Annotated in this window: 14 protein-coding genes and 1 other annotated feature; of the genes, 6 read left to right on the plus strand and 8 right to left on the minus strand. The window is 43.9% G+C overall.

What is annotated here, in order from left to right; all coding sequences use genetic code 11:
* The first annotated feature begins 438 nt into the window (after nucleotides 1-438).
* Together B9A22_RS14455 and B9A22_RS14460 are read left to right on the plus strand one after the other, a co-directional pair.
* The gene (locus B9A22_RS14455; RefSeq protein ID WP_084576537.1) at nucleotides 439-1,494 is read left to right on the plus strand and encodes a hypothetical protein; all 1,056 of its coding nucleotides are present in this window, start codon (nucleotides 439-441) and stop codon (nucleotides 1,492-1,494) included.
* A gap of 101 nt (nucleotides 1,495-1,595) precedes the next feature.
* The gene (locus B9A22_RS14460; RefSeq protein ID WP_084576538.1) at nucleotides 1,596-2,285 is read left to right on the plus strand and encodes a carbonic anhydrase; all 690 of its coding nucleotides are present in this window, start codon (nucleotides 1,596-1,598) and stop codon (nucleotides 2,283-2,285) included.
* Between the two features lie 57 nt (nucleotides 2,286-2,342).
* Here the strand turns inward: B9A22_RS14460 and B9A22_RS14465 are convergent, their stop codons facing one another.
* The 4 genes from B9A22_RS14465 to B9A22_RS14485 all read right to left on the minus strand — a co-directional run bounded on the left by B9A22_RS14465 (nucleotide 2,343) and on the right by B9A22_RS14485 (nucleotide 7,542).
* Entirely contained in the window at nucleotides 2,343-3,038 is a 696-nt protein-coding gene (locus B9A22_RS14465) for a hypothetical protein (RefSeq protein WP_084576540.1), read from the minus strand.
* Nucleotides 3,039-3,177: 139 nt separating this feature from the next.
* Nucleotides 3,178-4,368, minus strand: coding sequence for a methionine gamma-lyase (megL, locus tag B9A22_RS14470; RefSeq protein WP_084576541.1), 1,191 nt, complete (start codon nucleotides 4,366-4,368; stop codon nucleotides 3,178-3,180).
* A gap of 147 nt (nucleotides 4,369-4,515) precedes the next feature.
* Entirely contained in the window at nucleotides 4,516-6,126 is a 1,611-nt protein-coding gene (locus tag B9A22_RS14475; protein WP_084576543.1) for a sigma 54-interacting transcriptional regulator, read from the minus strand.
* A gap of 348 nt (nucleotides 6,127-6,474) precedes the next feature.
* Complete coding sequence (locus B9A22_RS14485) at nucleotides 6,475-7,542, minus strand: Gfo/Idh/MocA family protein (RefSeq protein ID WP_084576547.1); 1,068 nt, start codon at nucleotides 7,540-7,542, stop codon at nucleotides 6,475-6,477.
* 388 nt (nucleotides 7,543-7,930) lie between these two features.
* On the opposite strand from B9A22_RS14485, the gene B9A22_RS14490 reads away from it, so the two are divergent.
* Together B9A22_RS14490 and B9A22_RS14495 are read left to right on the plus strand one after the other, a co-directional pair.
* Nucleotides 7,931-9,313, plus strand: a complete 1,383-nt coding sequence (locus B9A22_RS14490) for a flavodoxin family protein (RefSeq protein ID WP_084576549.1) — start codon at nucleotides 7,931-7,933, stop codon at nucleotides 9,311-9,313.
* Nucleotides 9,314-9,338: 25 nt separating this feature from the next.
* Nucleotides 9,339-10,010, plus strand: a complete 672-nt coding sequence (locus B9A22_RS14495; protein ID WP_084576551.1) for a TetR/AcrR family transcriptional regulator — start codon at nucleotides 9,339-9,341, stop codon at nucleotides 10,008-10,010.
* Nucleotides 10,011-10,061: 51 nt separating this feature from the next.
* Here B9A22_RS14495 and nifJ read toward each other — a convergent pair whose 3' ends face one another.
* The 4 genes from nifJ to B9A22_RS14515 all read right to left on the minus strand — a co-directional run bounded on the left by nifJ (nucleotide 10,062) and on the right by B9A22_RS14515 (nucleotide 17,439).
* Nucleotides 10,062-13,616, minus strand: coding sequence for a pyruvate:ferredoxin (flavodoxin) oxidoreductase (gene nifJ / locus B9A22_RS14500; RefSeq protein ID WP_084576553.1), 3,555 nt, complete (start codon nucleotides 13,614-13,616; stop codon nucleotides 10,062-10,064).
* Nucleotides 13,617-13,668: 52 nt separating this feature from the next.
* Nucleotides 13,669-13,906 (minus strand) — a binding site (T-box leader).
* 92 nt (nucleotides 13,907-13,998) lie between these two features.
* Nucleotides 13,999-15,027 carry an epoxyqueuosine reductase gene (locus B9A22_RS14505; RefSeq protein WP_084576555.1) on the minus strand — a complete coding sequence of 343 codons (1,029 nt, stop codon included), beginning with the start codon at nucleotides 15,025-15,027 and terminating at the stop codon, nucleotides 13,999-14,001.
* A gap of 277 nt (nucleotides 15,028-15,304) precedes the next feature.
* Nucleotides 15,305-16,171: a hypothetical protein gene (locus B9A22_RS14510; RefSeq protein WP_084576557.1), complete on the minus strand. Its 867-nt coding sequence runs from the start codon at nucleotides 16,169-16,171 to the stop codon at nucleotides 15,305-15,307.
* 32 nt (nucleotides 16,172-16,203) lie between these two features.
* Nucleotides 16,204-17,439, minus strand: coding sequence for a zinc ribbon domain-containing protein (locus tag B9A22_RS14515; protein WP_084576559.1), 1,236 nt, complete (start codon nucleotides 17,437-17,439; stop codon nucleotides 16,204-16,206).
* Nucleotides 17,440-17,501: 62 nt separating this feature from the next.
* On the opposite strand from B9A22_RS14515, the gene B9A22_RS14520 reads away from it, so the two are divergent.
* Together B9A22_RS14520 and B9A22_RS26480 are read left to right on the plus strand one after the other, a co-directional pair.
* On the plus strand, nucleotides 17,502-18,422 hold the full coding sequence (locus tag B9A22_RS14520; RefSeq protein ID WP_139796257.1) for a cation-translocating P-type ATPase: 921 nt from the start codon (nucleotides 17,502-17,504) through the stop codon (nucleotides 18,420-18,422).
* A gap of 58 nt (nucleotides 18,423-18,480) precedes the next feature.
* On the plus strand, nucleotides 18,481-18,597 hold the full coding sequence (locus B9A22_RS26480; protein WP_342747839.1) for a hypothetical protein: 117 nt from the start codon (nucleotides 18,481-18,483) through the stop codon (nucleotides 18,595-18,597).
* The last annotated feature ends 55 nt before the right edge of the window (nucleotides 18,598-18,652 follow it).

Genomic DNA, 18,652 nt, shown 5'->3' on the forward strand with positions numbered 1-18,652 from the left:
ACTTTAGTTACATAATACTTCTACTGAAGCAGGTAAATTCCTTTATACATTTAGATACATTTCTTCAAATTTCGACTTTTTTTATTGATGGCCGTCAGCACGAACATTGACATTCTTTCGCCAAAAATCGCTGCCCTGTTTCGACGAAAAAAACTATTTGCTGCAGGATAATTAAGCTTTTAGCAGAAGTTAGAAATAACTACCCAAAAATCCTAAGAAGTTTTTTATCCCGTAAGAAAGAATAACTTTCCGTCTGGATAAGGCAACATCGGCCTCCGCTTTCGCTAAGGCTCGGCGTAAGCCGTGTTTTCTTTATGTCACTAGGGTGATGTTGTTACTTCTCCCCTACGATGCGAGTTGCGTCGATAGGGGATTTGTCTTTTTAACCGGGTTAGTGTCAATATATTCTTAATATTCATTGCAGTATGGAGGTCTAACATGAAAAAATTTATGAGTCTCGTTCTGGTTATAATGCTGTCAATCATCAGTGTTTCAGCTGCCGCCGCTGTGGCGACACCGAGGTTAGATTTAGAGTTCCTTCCCGAATGGGAGGTGAATGCAAGCTCTTTGGGTGGTACGCTATTACTGTCCGATAGTCCGGAGATGGTAGTGAATGACGGTATCCTATACCAGGACAAGGTCGCCGGAACCGTGCGCCTTTTCTTTTACCATGTGAACGCATCCAAGGATGTAAAAAAGATGGCGGTCCTTTTAGAGAACAACGGCAAGCAAACCGCCCATGTCACAGTCAGTCAGGCCACTTTGGGCGGACCGGGAAACTCCTGGATAAAGGTCGGCAAAGAAACTCAAACATCCTACTTTAGCGGAAAACAATCCTATCAGTTAAGTATTCCCCCAGCGGGAGTGGTGCCGCTGTCAGCCACCTTAATTGAAACAGCAATTGTACCGAATATGCTGGTCAATGGTATTTATGACTTTGAGGTTGATCACCCGCTCACAGTTACCGTCATGATGCTGCCCGTAACAGAGGATAGTATTCAGTTTTCCCGGACAGCGGCAGTACTGCCGCCTGATGAGTGGCATTTGCGTGGTACGTTTGCAGGAGCAAACAGGCAAATTACCCCCGTCAGGGACTACGATCCGTCAGTTGACGGAGCAGCAGGCATTTCTTTAGCCGACAACCAAATCGATCCTTACCTGAAGGGAATAGATGCTACCGATGGCTCGGAAGTTCTTAATTATGGCAATTATGGCGTCGTTTACCGGGTATCACTGCCGTCGAAACAAGGTGGCAAAATTGCCTATTACCTTGCGCCAATGGGGGGCAGTTATGCCGGAGCTATCGGAATAAACCATCCTGAAGTAAACTGGAGCCCGGTTGCAACACCACGTGACCGCCTTTATTTCGGCGATTTTAGAAAGAAAGACCTAGCCTTCTTGGGTACCTATGAAAGCGGTGATCCGCTGTCGTTTATGTTCAGTCCGCCGGGAGCATCAAATTTGCCAGTAAAGATCGTTATTCTTCCCCAGTAATATGGGATCAAACATTTCTTGTAGAAAAATTACAGTGGCAGGAATTTCCCGGGGAAATCAGAACTTTATTAGATAATTCTAAATAAAGGAGTTGCGAAACCATGCGGAAACCATACCTGTCCATCCTACTAACCCTTCTCATCACTGTATCACTCATTTCCCCCATCCTAGCTTCCCCGGTAGTGCCTTCCGTCTCAGCTGATTTGGCTCAACAGATGCTGATTGATGGCAACAAGCGCTTCATCTCAGAAAAGTATGCTGACCTTCAACTTGGCCAAGTCAGGCGGACCGAATTAGCCAAAGGGCAGCATCCCTTTGCCGTGATTGTAAGTTGCTCCGACTCCCGTGTTCCACCAGAGCTCCTCTTTGATCAAGGTTTGGGCGACCTCTTTGTCGTACGCGTAGCTGGTAATGTCCTTGACGCTATTGAATTGGGAAGTGTCGAATATGCGGTGGAACATCTTGGTGCCAAGCTAATTGTTGTACTAGGCCATGAAAAATGCGGCGCTGTAAAGGCGACAGTTGATGGCGGGGAAGTTCCTCCCAACATAAAAGCAATTGCAGCTAAGATTCAACCGGCTGTTACAGCCGCCAAAGCTGCAAATTCAATAAATGTATATGAAGCCGCTACTGACGCCAATGTACTCAATATGGTAGCCGCTTTACATGCTGATCCGGTAATCGCTCATGTTAGCGACGTGAAAATCTTGGGAGCCAAGTATCATCTTGAATCGGGAGCAGTTGAATTCATAAAGTACAACATACCAAATCCGGCAATAAATCATCATTAGCAATTAGAGCCTCAACCCTGCATTTTTGCAAGGTTGAGGCTCTAATCTTATAACGGCCTACCGGGCTAACTCTTTGATACTTTCTACCAAAGCCCCTAGCAGACGGTGAAAACCTTGGGGGTTTTGTGCCGGCACCCGATATTGCTTGTTAATCTCTATCTGGACAGTTGGAATTTTCAGTTCACGCGCCACATAATTAGCGATAGTATTGGATCCTGTTGCGGCAAAATGGTCATGGGAGATTCTGTTTAACCCGAAGTCCTGAAAATTATGCTCTAGCGTTTCCAACACCCTAGCCTTAACTAAGAGAGTTTTTCCGTTATTCGTGCCAAAGTCCACATCAAACTCCCGCTCACGCGCTGCACCGTGGATGTCTAGTACAAACTTCACCTTTTCCCTGCCACAGATCTCGGCAATTCTTTCTTTGTATATACAAGGGTTGTCAGTGTTAGGATCACCACCATAAAGCTTAGTTGTTGCGATCGCATGACAACCTGTCAGTTTGTTCAAAAGGTATGCGATAGACCCGGTGAATTGATCAGACATCTTAATCTTTTTTTGCCGATAGTGCCTAACAGCATGAGGAGCCGAAACCAAAATAGGTAGTTCCCCAAGAGACATCCAGAAAGGTTCCTCCTGCTTGGGGTTAACTCTTTTGTCAGTCTTGTAAAAATGTACTCTTTCCACACTCACTGCTTCTTCATTAATACGTGCTCGTTGAAACTCTTGGAGAATATCTTCTTGTTTGCCCAAATAATTAACCCCCGGTTCCTTGTAGGGCTGATATCTAATGTTGCGATATCAGCCCACTATATGTATACATGCTTTGTAGTAATTATGGGTAGTTTCTTCATTTGGACAATATCTCCTTCTTTGTATTACCAGCCGAATGCTATACCAGCGCCAGTGCTTGTTCAAGATCGCTAATAATATCTTCCGGGTCTTCCAGGCCAACTGACAACCGAATAAGACCATCACTAATACCAGCTTTTAGACGTTCTTCCCGAGGTATCGGCGAGTGGGTCATCGATGCGGGATGCTGAATCAGTGTTTCAGTGTCACCAAGACTCACTGCTAATGCACAAAGTCTAACATTATTCATGATTAAGCGCCCTGCATCTACGCCGCCGGTTACCTCAAAGCTAATAATAGCCCCAAAACTAGACATTTGCGTTAAGGCAAGTTGGTGTTGGGGATGATTTTTTAAACCCGGGTAATACACCTTTTGCACTTTCTGATGATTTTCTAGATATTGAGCAACTTGCATGGCATTTTTACAATGACGTTCCATACGAACGCCGAGAGTTTTTAGTCCGCGCAAAGTCAACCACGCATTAAATGGGCTGATACAGCCACCGGTAATATCTTTTACTCCCACAAAGCGAACTTGATTAATAAAATCTTTTTTTCCTAAAACAACGCCCGCGACAACATCACCATGTCCATTAATATATTTAGTAGCACTATGCACAACGACATCAGCCCCTAGTTCTAACGGACGTTGGCAATATGGAGACATAAAGGTATTATCTACGATAAGTTGCGCATTGTAATCATGCACCAGCTTAGCAGTTTCAGCAATATCAATAATTGTGAGTGTTGGGTTGGCGGGAGTCTCAATATATACAACTTTTGTATTTGGTTGCATCGCCTTGCGGATATTCTCCGGATCAGCTGCATTCACAAAGGTAACCTCAATTCCAAATTTAGGCATGCTATGGGACAAAAGAGCATGCGTACACCCATACAAAGTATCAGCTGCGATAATATGATCCCCACTGCCACAAAGCGTCCAAAGGGAGGCTGCAATCGCCGTCATGCCAGAAGCAACCGCTATAGCAGCTTCTGCTTTTTCAAGTGCTGCCATTTTTAGTTCGAGTGCCTGTTGAGTTGGATTTCCTAACCGAGTATAGATAAAGCCGTTTTCTTCTAAAGCAAATCTAGCAGCGCCTTGTTCAGCAGTGTCAAAGACAAACGTTGATGTTTGATAGATTGGGGTCGATAGTGCACCTGTTAGTGGATCTGGTGATTGGCCAGCATGAATAATTGTAGTATTATAGCCTCTATTTTGACGATTGTTCATAAAACTATACCCCCTCGTTCGATATATATAACATGTCATAGCAACTTTCATGCCATATTCCACATACAGAAGCGTGAATATACTAAAAAAGAAAAACCATGCCGTTAAAAAGCATGGTACCGTAATGAGACTAGCTCCCCTATTGTGTTATTTAGGATTACTGCCTTTTTTCAACGAACCTTCTTTGCGAGAAGCAGGAGACAGTAAGTATTCTAATTTGTAGCGGCGAATCTTATTTAAAACAGCAGTATGAGACAGGCCAACCTCACGGGCTGCTCCCCGGGCGCTTCCATACTTTTGCAAAGCCTTTTCTAGGATTGCTTTTTCCGTATGATCTATCGTCTTTTTCAGGTTGTTTTCATTCCGCACCAACTTATTGCCCTGCTCCAGATTCTTTTCACCTGTTATTAATAGATTAGAGATATCGATATCCCCATCAAATGTAAGATGAATTGCCCGCAGGACCACATTTTGTAGCTCTCTCACATTTCCCGGCCACTCATAACATGTCAAAAGACTATATGCAGCCTGAGAAAACTCTAGGTTTTTATTTAATTCAATACAATATTTTGTATGAAAGTACTTTAACAGTAACGGAACATCCTCTGGCCGTTCTCGAAGCGGTGGAATAGTAATAGGAATGACATTAATTCGATAATATAAATCTTGCCGAAACTGCTTTGCCTCTACCATTTCCTCCAAATTACGGTTTGTTGCTGCGATAATCCGGACATCAATCGGAATTTGGCTGTTACTTCCCACACGTCTGATAACCCCCTCCTGGATGGCTCTCAACAGTTTTCCTTGTAAAACAAGTGATAACTCACCAATTTCGTCAAGAAATAAGGTGCCCCGATGAGCTGCTTCAAATAACCCAATTTTCCCTCCTTTCTTCGCGCCGCTAAAAGCGCCTTCTTCATACCCAAACAGTTCACTTTCTAATAAATTTTCTGGCAGAGCAGCGCAGTTAATGGGTATAAAAGGCTGGCTATTGCGCGTACTGGCCTCATGGATAGCTCTGGCAAATAACTCTTTACCTGTTCCGCTTTCTCCTCTGACTAGAACTGTGCAGTCACTTATTGCCACTCTTTGGGCAATGCCGATAACGTGTTCCATTGCTGTGCTGGCACGAATAATATCGCTAAATCCAAAAGTCTGACTTTTAATCATAGAATGAACTAATCTTTGAGCTGCCTTCATGCTTTTCAGGGTCGCTACAGCTCCTATAATTTGATTGTTCTCATTTCTTATTGGGCGTCCGGAACATAAGTAATGAAGGATACCGCGGGGCGTATCTGTCAACATTTGCTGATTGTCAAAACTGTGGCCTGTTAAAAGCTCCAGCAGTTGAGTATCAGCCCCTGTTAGTTGTTTGATTTGTTGCCCTACTGCTTTCCCTTGCTCAACATAAAGCAAGCTTGCTGCTGCTGAATTGATATAGCGGATGGTTCCTTCATTATCCAAACCGATAATCCCCTCATTAGCTGACTCCAAAACAGCTTGCAATTCTTTTTCCCTTTGTTCATAAGGCTGTAAAGCAATATCCATAATATCAATAATGTCAGTATGAGCTAGTAATTCTCTTTTTAGAATTTCTTCCAATCGACTTGCAGCATTTACATAAAATTTGATAAAGATCTGTCCAGGAGAGACCTCCATCGAACTTATACTTACTCCTTCGCAGGAAAATACCTGAACCACATCTTGAATCATCCCAATACGGTCTGTTGTCTTAACCAGCCAGCGAATTACAGACATATTTATGCGCTCCTAACACAAAGGATATATCCAATTTTACTTCGTACTCTCTTTCAATATCAAGCGTTAATTTTCCGACTATTGCTTCAATAGCATCTGCCGCAAGGTAGATTTGTTCATCCTGTTAGAAAGTATAACTTTCCGTCTGGATAAGGGCAACATCGGCTTCCGCTTTCGCCAAAGGCTCGGCATAAGCCGTGTTTTCTTTACGCGATTGCCATTAATGGAAACATTGTTGCCACTTCCGGCAATAATGTTTCCATTAATGGCAATATTATTGCCGGACAAAACAACAGCCCCAGCACCGGGATAAGCGGAGCTAGGGCTAGCTAGGAATAGGAATAGGCTTCACCAGCCAGACTTTGCCAGATCTTTTAAAAATAAGCTGTCTGCTAGAGGCAGCAGCACTCTATTCCCTGTAAATGCAGATTTATAAATAGCCAGTATCACTTCTAGGGCTTTTCGCCCTTCAATACCGTTAACCGAAGGTTCCAGATCACTCTTAATGGCGGTGATTATTTCCTGAAATTGACGCTGATGGCATTCAAATGAAATGTCGGGGCTGCTTACGCCAGCATTGTCAGTACTACTTCCACCTTTATACTCATACCCTGATTTTAATTGCACAGAGGTAAGTACATCATTTTCAATAACCGCGCTTCCTTCGGTCCCATAGATGTCGATACGTGAGACCAGCCCCGGATATGCACAGGTAGTCCCTTCAATGACCCCCAACGCGCCGGATTGAAATTTGATGGCAGCTGAGGCAGTATCCTCCACCTCAAGCCCGGTATGCCCAAAAGTTCCGCAATGGCCTGTAACCTCCGCGACCGGGCCTGCCAGGAATTGTAACATGTCAATATAATGGATGCCCTGGTTCATTAACACACCACCACCATCAATAGCCCACGTCCCACGCCATGCACCGCTATCGTAGTATTCCGGGCTCCGGTATAACTTAATATAACACCCTCCGAAAATCAGTTTCCCCAATTTCCCCTGATCAAGTAAACTCTTCAGAACGCTAACACCATCACTGTAGCGCCTTTGGAAGATGACTCCCAGCTTAACGCCTTGCTTTTGGCACGTATTAATCAAAGCATCTGCCTTTTCTAAGGTGATATCGATTGGCTTTTCGATAACAACATGCTTACCCGCTAGCGCAGCTTCAATCCCTAACTCAGCGTGCAGTCCACTAGGAGTGCATATCGATACTGCATCAATATCAGTTCTTTTCAGCATTTCTTGATAGTCATTATACCCATCACAATTAAATTTGACTGCAAGTTCCTGCGCCTTTGCAATATCCTTACCAAATATAGCGACCAAAGAAGCATCATGTATGCTGGAAATTGCCTGGGCATGGATAGGAACTATTGAGCCGGTTCCAGCTATCGCGAATTTTATTCTACTCATATTACCCTCCCTAAACACAGATAAGATACATATACAAGTTACTACAAACAATATATTAAATCAAATAACAACCATTGCAAGGTTGTTATAAACGGTAATCCTCAAAAGAGTTGAGCTCAAAATTCGCTGCTACCAGTGATCAGTTTTCCGTTTCAGAGCGGTGCATGATTTGAGCAGGACAACGTTGCTCCCGTCCCACAGATAACCTAGATCAAATCCCTTACAATGCCTGAAAAAGCTAAATTAGCGCTTTCAGGCAATTTTCTTTTGTAGGATAAGTAGAAAAATATCATTAGGAAACTATTTACAAAGCAATATAACAGTGTTACATTCTTGTTAGAGTTATAATATAACATTGTTATATTATAGGTAACGGGGAGTGAACATCATGAAGATTGTCGTACTTAATGGAAGTCCTAAGGGTGAAATCAGCGTTACTATGCAGTATGTTGGCTTTATCCAAAAGAAATTTCCGCAGCATGAACTCAAAATAATCAACATAGCTCAGCGTGCGAAACAAATTGAAAATAAAGAAGAAACATTCCAAGAAATTATCGAAGAAATAAAAGAGGCTGACGGAATACTATGGGCTTTCCCATTATATGTATTTTTGGTTCATTCTCAGTATAAGCGATTCATTGAGCTGATAACCGAACGGTCTGCAGCGGCAGCTTTTAAAGGTAAACCTGCCGCTATCCTCACAACGTCGATTCACTTTTATGATCATACAGCTCATAATTATATGCAGGGTATTTGCGATGACCTTGATATGAAGTTTTATGCGTCTTACTCGGCTGAAATGAGGGATTTATTTAAAGAAAACGAAAGAGAAAGACTATTACACTTCTTCCAAGGCTATTTCGAAGCAATTGTTAGAAAGGCTCCTGCTATTAATGTCTATTCGCCATTGTATCTACAGCCTTCTGAATATACCCCCAAAACTTCCCCCAACCCGATAGATACATGTGGCCGAAAAATAGTGATTATAACAGACGCAGAACAAGATCATAGTAATCTTAAACAGATGGTAGACAGGGTTGCTGAACATTTTACGGGCCAGGCAGAAGTAATCAATCTGCACGACATTGACATTAAAGGGGGGTGCCTCGGCTGCATTCGCTGTGGATATGATAATACTTGTGCATATAGTGGGAAGGACGGATTTATTGAATTTTATACCAACAAATTGAAAACTGCCGACATCCTAGTTTTTGCAGGAAAGATTCGTGACAGATATCTTTCTTCGTTGTGGAAGACCTTTTTTGATAGAGGATTTTTTAATACCCATATACCATCATTAGCGGGAAAGCAAGTCGCCTTTTTAATCAGCGGACCTCTGGGGCAATTATCGAGTCTTAGACAAATCCTGGAAGCTTATACTGAATGGCAGCAAGCTAATCTTGTGGGGATTGTGACAGATGAAGAGCCTGACTCCCAAAAAATTGATAATTGCCTGCGGGAACTTGCGATCCGAAGCGTAGAATACGCTAACTCCCACTATATCAGGCCAACTACTTTCCTGGGAGTGGGAGGACGTAAGATTTTCCGTGACGAAATCTGGGGACATCTGCGATTCCCATTTGCAGCAGACCATCATTTTTATAAAACTAAAGGCTTATATGACTTTCCCCATAAGGACTACTCTACTAGAGTGCTTAATTTAATTCTCGGATGGTTGATCAAAATTCCGGCTGTACGCAAAAAAATTTATGGTACGATGATGATAAGCAAAATGGTTGAGCCGTTTCAGAAATTACTCAGCAAGCTATGATGAATTCAGCTCTAATGGAGGTATTGTGACGGATAACACGAATCAAATTAACACACGTACTATGATTTTAGAAAAGGCACGTCATCTTTTCTTGTCTCTAGGTTATCATAAAACTACAATGCGAAATATTGCCGATGTAGCAGGAATTTCTACCGGTCCTTTATATTTTTACTTTCAAAACAAAGCTGAAGTGTTTTTCCACATTTGCAACGAGGCGTTTGATTATCTTATTGTGGATTTTCGTCGAGTCGCATCAGATGATAGCCATGCGGGTCTACGCTTACGAAATATTTACTATTCATATAAAACGTTTTATTATCAAGAACCTCAGCTCTTTGAAATTATGCATTTGCCAACCAATCCTATGCTAGGAATTGATCTTCCGCAAACCTTGGAAGAAACGTTGAAACAAAAATCGCAGGAATTGGTTAAGATAATGGAGGGTGTTATTCAAGAAGGAATTATTCGTCAAGAGTTACGCCCAGTTGACCCATGCAAACTAGCTCTATACCTATATTCTGTGGCGGAAGGTATCTTTCTTTCCAGCCGGTTGAGTATTTTGCAGCAGTGTAACGTAAGCCTTGACGAAATGATTGATACTGCTATTGAATTAATCGGGGTAGGTATGATTGAGTTTCGCGCGGAGAGTCCCCACGTTTCTAAAGCAGGCTGTCTCAATAGTAGTAAACCTACTTGAGGAGACAGTCGCTTTTTTAACGAAAAGAGGACCCGCAGGTCCCCTTTCCCATTATTCTTTTGTTGCCGCCGCTTCTAGGTTATCCGCTTCGCATTGTCCAGCCAGTCTCCGGTAGTTTGCCAATCTTTCTTTTGCATCTTGTTCTGTTTTCTCAAACAGGGCCTCTGCCATATCGGGGAATTGCTTCTTCAAGGACGAGTAGCGTACTTCACCCATAAGGAATTCCTGGAAGTTCATGGTTGGCTCTTTTGAATCCAGCATGAATGGGTTTTTACCAGTGCCTTTCAATTGTGGATTATACCGGTACATGGCCCAATAACCACTGTCAACAGCTCGCTTGGCCTCCAACTGACTGCAGCCCATACCAACTTTTAGGCCGTGGTTGATACAAGGAGCATAGGCGATAATTAAGGAGGGCCCCGGATAAGCTTCAGCCTCGGCAATCGCTTTGAGGGTTTGATTTTTGTCGGCACCCATAGCGATTTGCGCTACATAGACATACCCATAGCTCATGGCGATCATACCCAGATCTTTTTTCTTAGTGCGCTTGCCGCTAGCCGCAAACTTTGCAATGGCTGCTGTCGGCGTTGCTTTGGAGGACTGACCTCCCGTATTTGAGTATACTTCGGTATCAAATACCAGAACATTGACATCTTCACCAGAGGCCAGCACATGATCCAGACCCCCAAAGCCGATATCATAGGCCCAGCCGTCGCCGCCAAAGAGCCATTGCGATCTCTTCACCAAAAAGTCTCTATTCCTGTAGATTTCATTCAAGAGCGGCTCATCACCCTTTACCGTTTCCAGGGCCGCAATCAACCTATCAGCCCTGGCCCGCGTACCTTCGCCTTGTTCTTGATTCACTAACCAATCTTCACAGGCTACACTGAATTCTTCTCCTAAATTCAGCTTGGCCGCCACCGTGATATCCATAGCCAATTTTTCTCTGATTTGCTTTACGCCAAGCAGCATACCCAGCCCAAATTCGGCATTGTCTTCAAACAGCGAGTTACCCCAGGCAGGTCCATGACCCCGGTAATTCTTCGTGTAAGGCACAGACGGTGCACTGCCTGCCCAGACCGAAGAACAACCGGTAGCGTTGGCCACCATCATCCTGTCGCCGAACAATTGCGTGACCAGTTTAGCGTATGGGGTTTCGGTGCAGCCTGCGCAAGCACCCGAGAATTCGAGCAGCGGCTGTTCAAATTGGCTGCCCTTTACCGTAAATGGATTCATCGGATTGGCTTTCGGGGATACGGTCATGGCATAATCCCACAAGAATTGTTGATCAAGTTGAGTCTCAAGCGGTTTCATTTCCAAGGCTTTTTGTTTAGACGGACAAACCTGCGCACAGTTACCACAGCCTGTGCAATCATAAGGAGAAACCACAATGGAAAAATTCAGGTCGGTTACACCGGTCACTGATTTTCCAATAAAACCCATCGGGGCTTTTTTCAGCTCTTCCCCATTGAGCAATACCGGTCTAATGGCAGCATGCGGACATACATAGGAACACTGATTACATTGTATGCAGTGTTCAGCCAGCCAATAGGGAACATCAATGGCAATACCGCGTTTTTCATAGGCTGAAGTACCCAAGGGAAAAGTGCCGTCTTCCATACCAAGAAAAGCGCTTACCGGTAGTTTATCCCCTTCCTGCCGGTTCATGGGGATCAGAATGTTATTAATAAAGGCTGGCGTTTGTTTGGTCTCACTGCTTACAGCTTGGGTATTGCCCCAGGATGCAGGGACATTGATTTTCAGACAGGCGTCTACCCCCTTGTCAATGGCGAGGTTATTCATGCTGACAATTTTTTCGCCTTTATTGCCGTAAGATTTTACAACTGCCTCTTTTAGATATTTAAGGGCTTCTTCCACAGGGATAATATCAGCAATTTTGAAGAACGCCGATTGCATGATCATGTTGATCCTGCCGCCGAGACCAAGCTCCTGGGCAATGCCAACAGCATCTAACGTGTAAAAGTTAATATTATGTTCGAAAATATAACGCTTCATCGCGGCAGGCAGTCTATCCTCCAGTTCCTGACCGGTCCAAGTACAGTTTAATAGAAAACTGCCGCCTTGCTTTAACCCTTCCAACACATTGTATTTTTCTACATATGACTGGTTGTGACAGGCAATAAAATCAGCCTTATTGATTAGGTACGGAGACTTTATTGGTTGTTTCCCAAATCGTAAATGCGAGATAGTAACGCCACCGGATTTCTTGGCGTCATAGGTAAAGTAAGCCTGGGCATACATACTGGTGTGATCGCCAATGATTTGGATGGCGTTCTTGTTAGCTCCAACCGTGCCATCTGAGCCAAGCCCCCAAAACTTGCAAGCTTTAGCCCCGAGCGGGGTAGTATCAATATCTTGGCCAAACGGCAATGAGGTATGATTTACATCGTCAACAATACCGACGGTAAAGTTATCTTTTGGCTGCTTTTCTTTGAGATTTTCAAAAATGGCTTGAACATGGCCGGGAATTACATCTTTACCACCAATACCGCATCTACCGCCCACAATGGCCGGCTGCCACTCTTTGCCATAAAATGCTGATTTTACATCAAGATATAGCGGCTCGGCAACAGCTCCCATCTCTTTCGTCCTATCCAAAACAGCAATCTTCTTCACTGTCCTGGGAATATATTTAAAGAAATGTTCGATTGAAAACGGTCGAAACAAATGAACTGTCAGCAACCCAACTTTCTCGCCATTGGCATTCAGATAGTCTACTGCCTCTTCAATTGCTTCACACATCGAACCCATAGCAATAATCATTCGATCAGCATCTTCGGCACCGTAATAGTTGAACAGATGGTATTCCCGGCCGGTAAGCTTGCTAATTTCACTCATATAGCCCTCTACAATATCTGGAAGGGCTTGATGATACCGATTGGATACTTCTCGTTGCTGGAAGTAAATATCGGAATTCTGAACCGTTCCCTTTAAGACCGGATGGTCAGGATTTAACGCCCTTCTGCGAAACTCATCAAGTGCATCGCGATCTAACAGATTGGCCAATTCGTCATACTCGAGGACTTCAATTTTTTGTACTTCGTGAGAAGTCCGGAAGCCGTCAAAAAAGTTAAGGAATGGAACTCTGCCTTTGATTGCGGCCAAATGGGCCACAGCTGATAAGTCCATGACTTGCTGGACGCTGCTTTCCGCCAGCAGCGCAAAACCCGTCTGCCTCGTCGCCATAACGTCTGAATGATCGCCGAAGATACTGATGGTATTGGCACCAACGACTCTGGCACTGACATGGAATACGCCAGGTAAAAGCTCTCCGGCAATTTTATACATATTCGGGATCATCAGCAGCAAGCCTTGCGATGCCGTATAAGTAGTAGTCAAAGCGCCGGCCTGCAACGAACCATGTACTGCACCGGCGGCACCACCTTCTGACTGCATTTCCACAATCTTCACGGTCTGGCCGAAGATATTTTTTCTCCCTTGAGCGACCCACTCATCAGCATGTTCGGCCATATTTGATGACGGAGTGATCGGATAGATAGCTGCTACATCGGTAAAAGCATAGGATACATGAGCAGCGGCTGTATTACCATCCATTGTCTTCATTGTTCTCTTGCGATTTTTCATTCATCTCTCTCCCTTTTTTAATTAAAAAGCGCCCCTACTCAACGTATAGTTGAATAGGGGCGCAAAATGCGCGATACCACCCTTATTTGTAACTTTATATCGGTCAATCAACCGACTCCTGGTTAACGCCCAGGTGGCGCCTCTGCCTAATCCAAACAGAACTAATCCTGTAATTTTCGGAGAAGAGTTCATGGGTGATTTAATCAGCAACAACTCCGCACCGGTTCTCAGCAACTCCGGTTCTCTGTAGCATTCGTTATATTGCCTTTATTCCCAATCATCACTTTTGTATGTGGTTTATGAAGTTGTTAGCTGCTTAGGCAAGATTATGGCATTTTTATCTAATTCTGTCAATGAGTCTTTCAGTGTTTTTCAAAAAACATTACAATTTATTCTTCGCGCATGCCCACTTAGCGATTTCTCGTACCTGAGCATTTTCATCACTCAATGCTCCAATAATATATTTCTCATACCTCGATTCATAAGAGTTGGCCATTGCCCGCAGGGCGTTTACTTTCCACTGATAAACAGTCTCCTGCCTAATAAACCAAAATTTAGACAACATCTGATTCTTTAATTCTTCATTGTCCATCGCCACAATGCTCTCCAGCGATAACTTTTCAGCCAATTCTCCCAGCCCTGGATAGTTGTCAGTTGCCTCCCATTTACCGTAGTTCATGGGACAAGCATTCTGGCATTCATCGCAGCCATAAACCCATTTTCCCATCTTATCCCAGAGGTCTTCAGGCGGCAAATCTTTTATTCCCCAAGTAAGGCGGGTGATACAGGTTAACATACTCGTACAATATGATTGGGTTAAGGCTTGTGTTGGACAGGATTGTACGCATTCACTACAGCCTTCTGGACAATCCGGAATCTTCGGCTCCTCAATTAGTTCCAGTTCCTCATCTATGAGCCATGTATCAATAATCACCCAAGAACCATGCTCCGTATATAGGAAATTATTTTTTCGGATGATCCCCAGACCGGCCTTTGCAGCTACCCACCTTGCCGCGGTAACACCGTGAAGCTCTCTTGCAGTTTTGAGGTTTAAAGATTTAAGATATTCTTCAAATCTTGCGTGATTTTGGAATTCTCTGGTATGGCCCTGCAGCTTGTAATCATACAAATAATACTTCCCGATCAATCCCTCTAGGTTTTCCGGCACCTTGTATTTCCCATACCTCGTGATGCACACCACCACCGACTTAGCCCATCCATAAGACTGCTCAGGAGTAGCATATTTCAAGAATACTTCATACATCGATCGTGTTTCAGGCAGACAATCCATCCGTTCTTCAAGTTTCTCAGCGTAGCCTTTGATCGCATCCAGCTTAATAATTCCACATGCCGCGAATCCCAGTTCTACAGCTTTTTCCCTTATCCTTAACGCCAAGCTACTTTTACACATAAAACTCCCTCCCAGCTTATATATCCGTTAGACTTTAACCAGTAAAAATGGGAATATGCAGAATCTCTTCTTGGATTTTAACATCTATTTCTTGATTGAATCCCAGAATAGCCTCTATAAAAAAAATAACAAGAAATAACTTTGCAGTTATTTTTTGTTATTTTCTCTGCCTATAAAATTATTTCCTGCTTTAGCTTACATATCTTAACAAAATTTCGCTGTTAGCGACACCCACGGACCGCCAGCCATCCGGGCGCTTCCTGTTGACTTCACCTTGCTACTTCCCTGTCATCAACTTCTCAGTAAATTGGTGCTCAAAATTATCCAAAGTTACACCAAAGTTACGCTCAAAAACCAGCCCTTTGTCAGCAGCCTGATTGACGAGCTGGTAATATAAAACAAACGCATCCCAGCCGGTTGAAGATTGTAGTTCAAGTACGGCAACTTCCGCTATCCGGTAGGTTACGGAGGCGCCGTATTTATCCAGAGATGCCCTCCATTGCTTACTTGTCCTAAGCTCTGCGAGACCGGGCAGTGCTGCCGCCGCGCCTATTTCTTGCAAACAATATTTTTTATAGGACGCCAGGGACTTGCCTCCCCAATCTTCCGTCAACTGCACTGCAATGATCCCTGCCATTCCTTCCGTAAGCCATTCCAAGCCACTCATCTTTCCGTTAGTCAGTTGATCTTGAAATTGGTGAACCACCTCGTGTGCGATAGTAGCAATCAAGCTCGGACTTGATGCAAGTCGGGGATGACCGGCATTTAGTATAATTACGGAGCCCTGCGACGATGCACTGCTGGTTCTGCCTCTACGAATGGCTTCTTCTCCAGATATCCTGTGTTCTTTCATCTGCGCCTGAATATAGCCATCTGTATCTGAAGTCAGTATAATACGTATGTTTCGTCTCAACTGAACATTGTATTTATCCATAAAGAACGCCTTCACATTCTCTACAGCAATCGCTGCACTATGCTCAACCTCCTTAGAAACGCCACTATTTCTGATAATCTCGACTCCGCTGCTTGGTGCAAATACAAGAGATATCTGGCTAAGAACAAGAAAAGTGAAGACCGCCAAAAGCTGCAGAAAACCGCCGATTGTAACGCCTTTTACCGTCTCTTTAGCATCCGGACTTTGCATATCAGTTTCTGTTCCCTTTTCTCACTGTCTCTTTATTTAATATAAACGTGGTTCGGACCGTTTAGTGTTGCTGCGGTCCAGCCGTCATAATCGTTATCAGGAATTGGCTGTAGACTGGAATTATTGAATTTATTCCGGTGAATATCATACTCCTTATACCATCCGTTCTGAAATTCATATACCTCACCGGTTTGAGGATCACGGAGCCGTTCCTTGCCCAGCATGGCATCACTGCGTTTTGCAGACAGAATGTCATAGGTTTTCTGCCGTGCTGTCCACCCTTTGGTAATAATATCAGAAGTCTCTCGTAAGGTTTGGCCAGCACGCATGACACCTGCAAAGGCCTCTCTGCTGGAAGCAATGTATGATTGAACATACTGCTCGCTCAGGCTAAAGCTAGAAAGCGACCGTATCAGCGGGTCCTGTGCATGAATAAACTCGCGCTGAGGCGCTGTTACTCCCATAAACATGAGGGCATAAGCCTGGTGCCCACCTGGCCCGTTTACAAAAGGAACTGTCTCAAACACGGTTGTAGTAAACAAACCTTCAACAACCTTACCATTGAGCGTGAACAGCGCTCGAACCAATTCGGTGGTTCCCCCGCCGTACTGACTGGGTACCGGCTGAGTAGAGATAATCGTCAACCCATTAAACTGTGGAAGCTCGGCCATATAATTTCTGGCAATACGACTGTTTGTTACTGCATTCCACTTAGATAAAAAATTGCTGGCTGTAGGCGGTGAAACAACTGGCATGTCCGACCATGGAACAGAGTACCCCCCCATGGCCATATACTGCTGATCAATCGACTTCTGCTGTTGGCTAAGGTAAACAGGTCCTACTGCACCAAAAAAGAACACTTGGCGAGCCGGTTCCTGTGGATCACGCATCCAGACCCCCAAGGTAGGGCCTTGTCCAGCAGTAACAAGCTGCCAACCTGCCGGTTTTTCAATTGTAAAGAAACCGCCGTTATAAGTCTCCAACTTTATAGATGAACCTGCCGCAGCTGCTTTTTTCGGGGTTAATTGTGACGGTACTGATTTCCCGGAAACATCGTCTGAGCCAAAAGCTAAAAAACCGCCAGTCAAAAGAGCTGCAACAGTGCCTATGAGTACCATTTTTTTATTTTTGAGAAAAGAGCTTACTGCTCCGTCTGCAGCCTTGTTCCTGGCCGGAGCTGCTACAGCCACATTCACTGCACGACCGCAGCCTTCACAAAAATGGTTTTCTTTTTTTATTTCAGATCCACATTCTCCACAGAAGGGCATAGCCTTTATCCTCTCCTCAGCTTAATATCCTTATTGTTTATTATAATCGATTTCTGTCGAATATGGTAATCATTTTAATCTCCATAGTCAAGGCTGATGAAATTGAAAAAGATTTAGTATTCATTGGGCTTCTAGGGATGATCGCCCCGCCGCGCAACGAAGCCAGGGAAGCAGTTAAAGTGTGTACAACAGCTGGGATTCGTCCTATCATGATAACAGGTGACCATCCAGATACGGCATTTGCTATCGCGAAAGACCTTGGTATTGCAAAAAGTATTACGCAAGTTGTTACGGGATGCGAGCTGGACAACATATCCACAGATGCATTACAACAAGTCATCCAGCGAACCAATGTTTTTGCCCGCGTATCCCCGGAGCATAAGATGACTGTTATTGAAACATTGCGCAATAACAAACATATCGTCGCAATGACCGGTGACGGAGTAAATGATGCTCCTGCACTTAAGAAGGCCGATATTGGAATAGCAATGGGGATTACAGGGACAGATGTAGCAAAAGAAACGGCAGACATGATAATAACTGATGATAATTTTGCCAGTATCGTCAAATCTGTCGAAGAAGGCCGAGTCATTTATACCAATATCAGGAAATTTATTTATTTCCTTCTTTCTTGCAACGCCTCAGAGGTATTAGTAATCCTCTTCGCTATGCTATTGGGCTGGCCTATCCCCTTGCTTCCAATTCAAATATTATGGGTAAATCTGGTTACTGATACTTTCCCTGCTCTTGCCCTTGGCGTAGAAAAGGAAGAACCTAATGTAATGAAACTTAAGCCCCGTGATCCTGCTGAACACTTACTTAGTCGAAATATGAAGATCATGATCGTAATACAGAGCTTGGCTATGGCCATTACTGTACTCGCTGCTTTCCAGTACGGTTTGAGAGCTAACTACAACGACCTCGAAGCAGCACGCACCTTTGCCTTCATTACACTTATCGCCACACAAATTATTTGCGCCTAAATCTGCAAGATCTGAACATTACTCAGTATTCCAACTCGGGTTTTTTAGTAATAAATACATGAACTTCGGCGTTGCTTTCTCTTTTGTTCTGCTCGTTCTCTCCTTATACGGCCAAGGAGTGGATCGTCCTTGCCGCTTTGGCACCCATCCCATTCTGCGCTGCCGAGTTGAGTAAACTTGCTTTGGGATTTTTTAATACCAAAACAAGTTTGACTGCTAAAAATTGTGAA

Source organism: Sporomusa malonica (assembly GCF_900176355.1).
Classification (GTDB): Bacteria; Bacillota; Negativicutes; order Sporomusales; family Sporomusaceae; genus Sporomusa; species Sporomusa malonica.